The sequence below is a fragment of the Crocosphaera watsonii WH 8501 genome, from assembly GCF_000167195.1.
In the GTDB taxonomy this organism is placed as follows: Bacteria; Cyanobacteriota; Cyanobacteriia; order Cyanobacteriales; family Microcystaceae; genus Crocosphaera; species Crocosphaera watsonii.
Genome location: NZ_AADV02000222.1, coordinates 1 through 5,650 on the forward strand (window position 1 = coordinate 1; position 5,650 = coordinate 5,650).

Genomic DNA, 5,650 nt, shown 5'->3' on the forward strand with positions numbered 1-5,650 from the left:
CCTCTAATAGAGACTATTTCTTCTAATTAACCAGCAATACGTCAGCTTATCCATATTCATTACAAATAGGCATTTGCTTCTTAATTGCTTCTCACATCCATGACCCTTGCGCTTAAGTTTGTCACTACTTACATCATCGACCTGATGGTAAGAGCAGTCATGGACTTAATTCGTTCCGTTGGTTTGGGTGTATTGGTTTTAGGTTTCATCTCTCCCCCAGGTTACTTTTAGGAATCGTTGTGGATGTTACGAAGAAAACTCCACTTTTCACCTTGTTCTTTTGAACGCAGCCTGTCAAACAGATTTGGCTACTTGGAGGTCTTGAGGGTTCAGGACGATGATTCAGCGTAATGCTTAACCGTGACCAATTGACTGGAGGAACGACTTGCCATGCTGTTTCATGACGGGTTCCCCTTTTAACCCTGCTTCCATCCTGAGTTTACTAAGTCCAAAACGGAGGGTTAAGTTGTCACTCTTAGGATTGCTCCCTTGATTCCGAGTGTGGCTCCTTTAGCCAACAAACCAACAGTTATCTAGTTTTCTAGGTTCTAGACTAGCTACACACCTGTATTTAGTACAGGCTTTCTAGCTAAACGAATCGCACCTTAATTCCCTCCACACCTCCCTATTTCATCAACTTTTCAGCTTAACCTACGCAGTATTGCGTCCTCCCCGCCCCGATTAAGTTAATTAATGAATTAATCAAATTAATCGGGTTTCAGAAAATAATGTTATCATTAAAAGAGAATTATTAAAAACAAATAATGGGCTTTTCTAATATTGCTTTAACTATTGCTGGATCGGATAGTGGCGGAGGGGCAGGAATTCAAGCAGACTTAAAAACCTTTGCCTTTCATTGTGTTCATGGAACCAGTGCTATTACCTGTATCACCGCTCAAAATACTCTAGGAGTTAATCAAGTTAAAAAAATAAATTCAGACTTGATAAAAGCACAAATTGAAGCCATAGTAACCGATATTAATATCAAGGCAGTTAAAACAGGAATGTTGTTTGATGAAGAGATTATTATAGCGGTTTCTCAACAAATTAAACAATGGAAATTATCTCAATTAGTGGTTGATCCTGTGATGGTTTCTCGCACAGGTGTAAAGTTAATTGACGAGGGGGCGATCGCTAGTTTAAAAACTAATCTAATTCCTCAAGCTTTAATAGTCACACCGAACCGTTATGAAGCACAAATTTTAAGTAATTTATCGATTTTTTCCCTAGAAGATATGAAAAAAGCGGCACAAATCATTTATAATTTAGGTGCTAAATTTGTCTTAATAAAAGGAGGGGGAATGAAAGATAATTTGCAAGGGGTTGATGTCTGGTTTGACGGCAAAAATTGTGAAGTTTTAACCACAGAAACTATCAAAACAAAACATACTCATGGCACGGGTTGCACCCTATCAGCAGCCATAACCGCTAATTTAGCTTTAGGAAAAGACCCTTTTATAGCAGTGAAACAAGCTAAAGATTATGTTACTAATGCTCTAAAATACAGCCTAGAGATTGGTAAAGGAACTGGTCCCGTGGGTCATTTTTTCCCTTTACTAAAACCCTAGATTTTGTGCAAAAAGTAAACTTTAATTGCATTCTCAGTCTTTTTCTGCCTACTAAATTCATACCTTAATTATCCTGTTTTCTTAATAAGCACCTCGACAACTGAGAACAACAAAAATGGTCTTCAAAATTAATTGTAAGTCGTATAATATTGACCATTTCTTTTGATAGTTAAGATCCAGTTTGACCACCTCTTCAAAATCAGTAACTTTTGAACGTCCATTGACTTGCCATTCCCCTGTTAACCCTGGTTTAACCGCTAATCTTTGCCAATGATAAGCACTATATTTGCTTACTTCCTCTGGGGTGGGGGGACGAGTTCCCACTAAACTCATCTCCCCTATCAACACATTCCAAAACTGAGGAAACTCATCTAAACTACTACGACGGAGAAAGTAACCAATATTGGTTATTCTGGGATCTTTATTACTCTTAAAAAAATGTCCCTTAGCTTCATTTTTGACTAGATGTTTTTGTTTGTCTGCATTGATTACCATAGAACGAAATTTCCAAATACGAAAGGGTTTTCCCCGCAAACCACAACGCATTTGACTATACAAAATTGGGACCGGATCATCCCATTGAATAGCAATAAAAATAGGAATAGCTATAATAAACGTCAGTAACAAACCGATTATTGTCCCTAAAATATCAATAAAACGTTTTGTTTTACTATTAACAGAACAATGAGCAATACCACTGTACTCAAGGGGAAGATCATCGGGTAAAGAACCTAGATAACCTCTATGGTTAAGGCGTTTAAAAGTGCTACTCACGATGTTTTAAACCTAATTTATCTCACCCTTAGTGTTCCTCAGTTAGTTGCCAAAATTAACATCCGATCATCAAAAACCTGAGTTCGGTGTTAGGAGTTCGGAGTTCGCAGTTCGGGGTTCGGAGTTAGATATTAGGTGTACCTCATGAGTCCAAGAAACGCTATATTTTTGCAAAAGGTCTAAATTAAGAACTATGGCAGTACAGAAAATTGATACATATACTTATGTGCGATCGCTTTTGCCCCTAAGCGACGGGAACATTTAGCGGTATCATAATAATCATCCCGAACATCAAATAATAATCTATCGCTTTTTCCTGTGAGGATCGTTGTTTTAAACCATATTTGACGTATATAAACATTAGCCTAATATCCTCTATAGTTGCGATTAACAACTATAGCTTCTGCTAACCAACCTAAATTTTCTTGTAAATAACGGCTTAAAAGAATAGCAATCAATTCATTTTTGTGTAATAAGATTAAAGAATTTTCTCTGGTGAAAGCGTCTTTTGTTTTGCCTTGCATTCTGAGGATTAAACGAGGGGGTAAACCTCCTAATTCTTTGGCGACTAAATGGGCGCTCGATAATAATAATCCTCTTTTTTCGGCTTCTATTAAGTTGATTATTTCTACATCATTGGGAATGCTAGATCGTTTTTCTAAATAGTTATAAATAGGTTGAACTACTTTTAAGCTTTGAGTGATGGTACTTTCATAAGTTGTGATGCAATATTCGGGTTAAAACTGTACTGCTTCCAGAAATTTTCCTGCATCTTCTTTGTTAACTGTCCACAAAAGACGCAATTTTTCTATTCCTAATTCTTGTGCCGTTTTAATAATGGGTTTAATTAATTCTTTTCCTACTCCTTGACGACGACGGGGTTTAACCACTCTTAGCCAAAATTTGGCCTCTTTTTCATAACGCCATAAACAAGCTGCACCAGCAATTTGTAAACCATTTCCTAAACAGGCTAACCATACCTTTCCTTTGACTCCATGACGCATTAAAGGTTCACCAAGAATGGCTCTTGCTGCTTGTAAATCATGGGGTGTAGCTTCATAAACAATGATTCTTTCTGACATTTAAATCACTTTTTTACTGTTTTTTAAATAAACAAATCTGGTTGTTCTTTGAATAATCTTTCTGTTTTTTTCAGCCCCATATCTTCTGCTAATAAGTCGATTCCGTCTATAATCATACAAAATTTATCAGGAGATATTTTTAAGTTAACTAGAGATTTTTCTCTGTATTCTGGTCTGGTTTGAAACCTTTTAATCGCTGCTCGTAGAGGACGAATGACTTCATAAGCTTGTTCCGCTTTTTCTATTGCTAATTGCGGAATAGAAGATTGTAGTCTTAAGACAGCTAAATCTATTAAGTCTCTTGATTCGATACTATCATCCATATAACGATCAGAATTAGCTAATAGTTTGCAGGTGAAACAATCAATTACACTTAAACAAGGAATTTTCGTCCATTTTGGATATATGGGTTCATCAACTTGGAAACGCGCTTCAGCAATAATTTCAGTTTTAATGGCTGTTTCTTCTATATTTATCAGGATACGGATTCCATATTGATCTATAGTATATCTCTGAATAGAAATAGTATTTAAGTCACTAAATAAAGCACTTATGCCATTATTAAAAATAAAGGTACGAATATTTTTATAACCAGAATTTGCTAAAGAACAAACAAAATCTATATCATTACTTTGGCGATATTCATCAAATAATAAAGCTAATAAAGTACCTCCACCAAAATAAGCATAACTTTCCTGTAAAATAGTCGGGTTAAAACTATTTAAAATTTTAATGATTTTTCGATGATGCTTTAACTTAAATCTCATAGCTCAACCTGCAACCAAGATTGATATTGATGAGCAATTTTTTTGAGAAATTCTAGTTCTTCATCTTCTAGATTCTTAAAAAGATTACGATATCTCCAACCCCTTTCATAGCGACTCAACATCTGTTCAGAAGTAAAACTATAGACATTTTCCGTTTGCCAGCATATTGCTTCTAAAAAAGGTAATTTTTGAGGGATAGAATTATTTTTTATCATTATTATTTAGTAAATCCGTTACGAGTTTGATATTCTTCTAGTAGTGAAGAAAAGTGTTCAGCATCTACCTGTCCATAGACTTTTTCTACAGGTTGAGCATCAATGCAATCCATTAATTCCTCAAATGCTACTTGATCATTTCGATGTTCGAGAACATATTTTTTAAATTCTGTTATGGTCATATTTTCAAAGTTATATTTCATTGATAAACCTCTAATTTTCATTAGGATAAATCTCAATTAAAGTTTCTCTTCCTGCAAGAATAATAACATTTCCAGTTCTGTTATCTAGACGAACCATATCGATAGATAGGTACATATTTGTAAGATTCTGACATAGCTGAAAGCATCGAAAAGCCTGTTGAGTTGTTGGCAAGTGTTCTCCTTCTTATCAAGATAGCTTAATTTTCCCCTATTGTATCGGTGCCTAACTACGATCTTAAGAAATCGCACTAAAGCGCAACAGTAACAAATATATTAACTTTTCTTAAAAAAACGACAATATCTCTTGACTCCCCCCCCTTATATGCTAGGTTCCGAGGTGTTTAAGCATTAATCAACAAAACACAAACTTAATCCAGTTGAGGAGTATCCCAGTTCATGAAAGCTGTAATCAAAAATAACTTAACTCAAGGTCAAGGGTTATCCGCAACCCAAAAACTCTCCCTAGTGGTCGGTTCCGCCTCTGTACTCTATTTATTGCCCACAGAAGCCGATGCAGCGATCATTCATGTTACCCCTGTCACCCCACCAACAATTAATCAAGGACAGCCTAGTGGTACTCAAGCACTATGGGATGTAGACGGTGATACTAATCCTGATTTCCGCCTTGAGAATAGTTTATCTATTTTAGACTTCGGTAGTAATGGATTAAATGGGCAAGGGGTAGTACAGGCAACATCAATAAAGGACGGTATCAAGAAGTTACCCCTCAATAATTTGGTCGGTCTGACTTTAGCTGCTGGGTATGAATTCAGTCCTGCTGGCGACAACAGAACGATTATGAAAAACTCCTTCATCGCTGGTGATTTCGACGCTGGAGGTTTCACTGGCAATCCTCCGGAATACTTCGGTTTTCGTTTTCTCAGTGGGGGTGACCTCACGGGGTGACAAGTAGGTTGAAAAGTAAGTCCAGAGCGGTTTTTCTCTGTTACCCGACCCTAAACAATTGTCGGCAACCAGAGAGCTTATTGAGAATGAACGATAATGATAATCATTTGCAAATGGGGGGGGAAGACGTGGCAT

At 36.4% G+C, this 5,650-nt stretch carries 9 protein-coding genes; 2 read left to right on the forward strand and 7 right to left on the reverse strand.

Annotation, left to right across the window (positions count from 1 at the left end):
* The first annotated feature begins 764 nt into the window (after positions 1 to 764).
* Positions 765 to 1,568 (forward strand): bifunctional hydroxymethylpyrimidine kinase/phosphomethylpyrimidine kinase, encoded by an 804-nt coding sequence (gene thiD, locus CWATDRAFT_RS29245; protein ID WP_007308355.1) that lies wholly within the window; start codon positions 765 to 767, stop codon positions 1,566 to 1,568.
* 81 nt (positions 1,569 to 1,649) lie between these two features.
* Here the strand turns inward: thiD and CWATDRAFT_RS29250 are convergent, their stop codons facing one another.
* From CWATDRAFT_RS29250 to CWATDRAFT_RS42065, 7 genes are all read right to left on the reverse strand, one after another.
* Positions 1,650 to 2,342 carry a sugar transferase gene (locus CWATDRAFT_RS29250; protein ID WP_007308360.1) on the reverse strand — a complete coding sequence of 231 codons (693 nt, stop codon included), beginning with the start codon at positions 2,340 to 2,342 and terminating at the stop codon, positions 1,650 to 1,652.
* A 365-nt stretch (positions 2,343 to 2,707) separates the two neighbouring features.
* Complete coding sequence (locus CWATDRAFT_RS37880) at positions 2,708 to 2,866, reverse strand: hypothetical protein (RefSeq protein WP_157134204.1); 159 nt, start codon at positions 2,864 to 2,866, stop codon at positions 2,708 to 2,710.
* Between the two features lie 213 nt (positions 2,867 to 3,079).
* Positions 3,080 to 3,424 carry a GNAT family N-acetyltransferase gene (locus CWATDRAFT_RS29255; protein ID WP_007308359.1) on the reverse strand — a complete coding sequence of 115 codons (345 nt, stop codon included), beginning with the start codon at positions 3,422 to 3,424 and terminating at the stop codon, positions 3,080 to 3,082.
* A gap of 23 nt (positions 3,425 to 3,447) precedes the next feature.
* Positions 3,448 to 4,191 carry a nucleotidyl transferase AbiEii/AbiGii toxin family protein gene (locus CWATDRAFT_RS29260; RefSeq protein WP_007308358.1) on the reverse strand — a complete coding sequence of 248 codons (744 nt, stop codon included), beginning with the start codon at positions 4,189 to 4,191 and terminating at the stop codon, positions 3,448 to 3,450.
* A complete protein-coding gene (locus CWATDRAFT_RS29265) occupies positions 4,188 to 4,406 on the reverse strand; it encodes a hypothetical protein (RefSeq protein ID WP_007308357.1) in 219 nt (72 codons plus the stop codon). The genes CWATDRAFT_RS29260 and CWATDRAFT_RS29265 overlap by 4 nt, the downstream gene beginning before the upstream one ends.
* Positions 4,407 to 4,408: 2 nt before the next feature.
* Positions 4,409 to 4,609: a DUF6887 family protein gene (locus CWATDRAFT_RS29270; RefSeq protein ID WP_042712832.1), complete on the reverse strand. Its 201-nt coding sequence runs from the start codon at positions 4,607 to 4,609 to the stop codon at positions 4,409 to 4,411.
* A gap of 10 nt (positions 4,610 to 4,619) precedes the next feature.
* Complete coding sequence (locus CWATDRAFT_RS42065; RefSeq protein WP_412093297.1) at positions 4,620 to 4,724, reverse strand: DUF6888 family protein; 105 nt, start codon at positions 4,722 to 4,724, stop codon at positions 4,620 to 4,622.
* A gap of 281 nt (positions 4,725 to 5,005) precedes the next feature.
* Here CWATDRAFT_RS42065 and CWATDRAFT_RS29275 point away from each other — a divergent pair, with 281 nt between their 5' ends.
* Positions 5,006 to 5,515: a hypothetical protein gene (locus CWATDRAFT_RS29275; protein WP_007308356.1), complete on the forward strand. Its 510-nt coding sequence runs from the start codon at positions 5,006 to 5,008 to the stop codon at positions 5,513 to 5,515.
* Positions 5,516 to 5,650 lie beyond the last annotated feature (135 nt).

What these genes read in the sequence shown, in the direction of transcription:
- CWATDRAFT_RS29275 (WP_007308356.1), top strand. Translation starts at nt 5,006, where the DNA reads ATGAAAGCTGTAATCAAAAATAACTTAACTCAAGGTCAAGGGTTATCC.
- thiD (WP_007308355.1), top strand. Translation starts at nt 765, where the DNA reads ATGGGCTTTTCTAATATTGCTTTAACTATTGCTGGATCGGATAGTGGC.
- CWATDRAFT_RS29260 (WP_007308358.1), bottom strand. Translation starts at nt 4,191, where the DNA reads ATGAGATTTAAGTTAAAGCATCATCGAAAAATCATTAAAATTTTAAAT.
- CWATDRAFT_RS37880 (WP_157134204.1), bottom strand. Translation starts at nt 2,866, where the DNA reads ATGCAAGGCAAAACAAAAGACGCTTTCACCAGAGAAAATTCTTTAATC.
- CWATDRAFT_RS42065 (WP_412093297.1), bottom strand. Translation starts at nt 4,724, where the DNA reads ATGTACCTATCTATCGATATGGTTCGTCTAGATAACAGAACTGGAAAT.
- CWATDRAFT_RS29265 (WP_007308357.1), bottom strand. Translation starts at nt 4,406, where the DNA reads ATGATAAAAAATAATTCTATCCCTCAAAAATTACCTTTTTTAGAAGCA.
- CWATDRAFT_RS29270 (WP_042712832.1), bottom strand. Translation starts at nt 4,609, where the DNA reads ATGAAATATAACTTTGAAAATATGACCATAACAGAATTTAAAAAATAT.
- CWATDRAFT_RS29255 (WP_007308359.1), bottom strand. Translation starts at nt 3,424, where the DNA reads ATGTCAGAAAGAATCATTGTTTATGAAGCTACACCCCATGATTTACAA.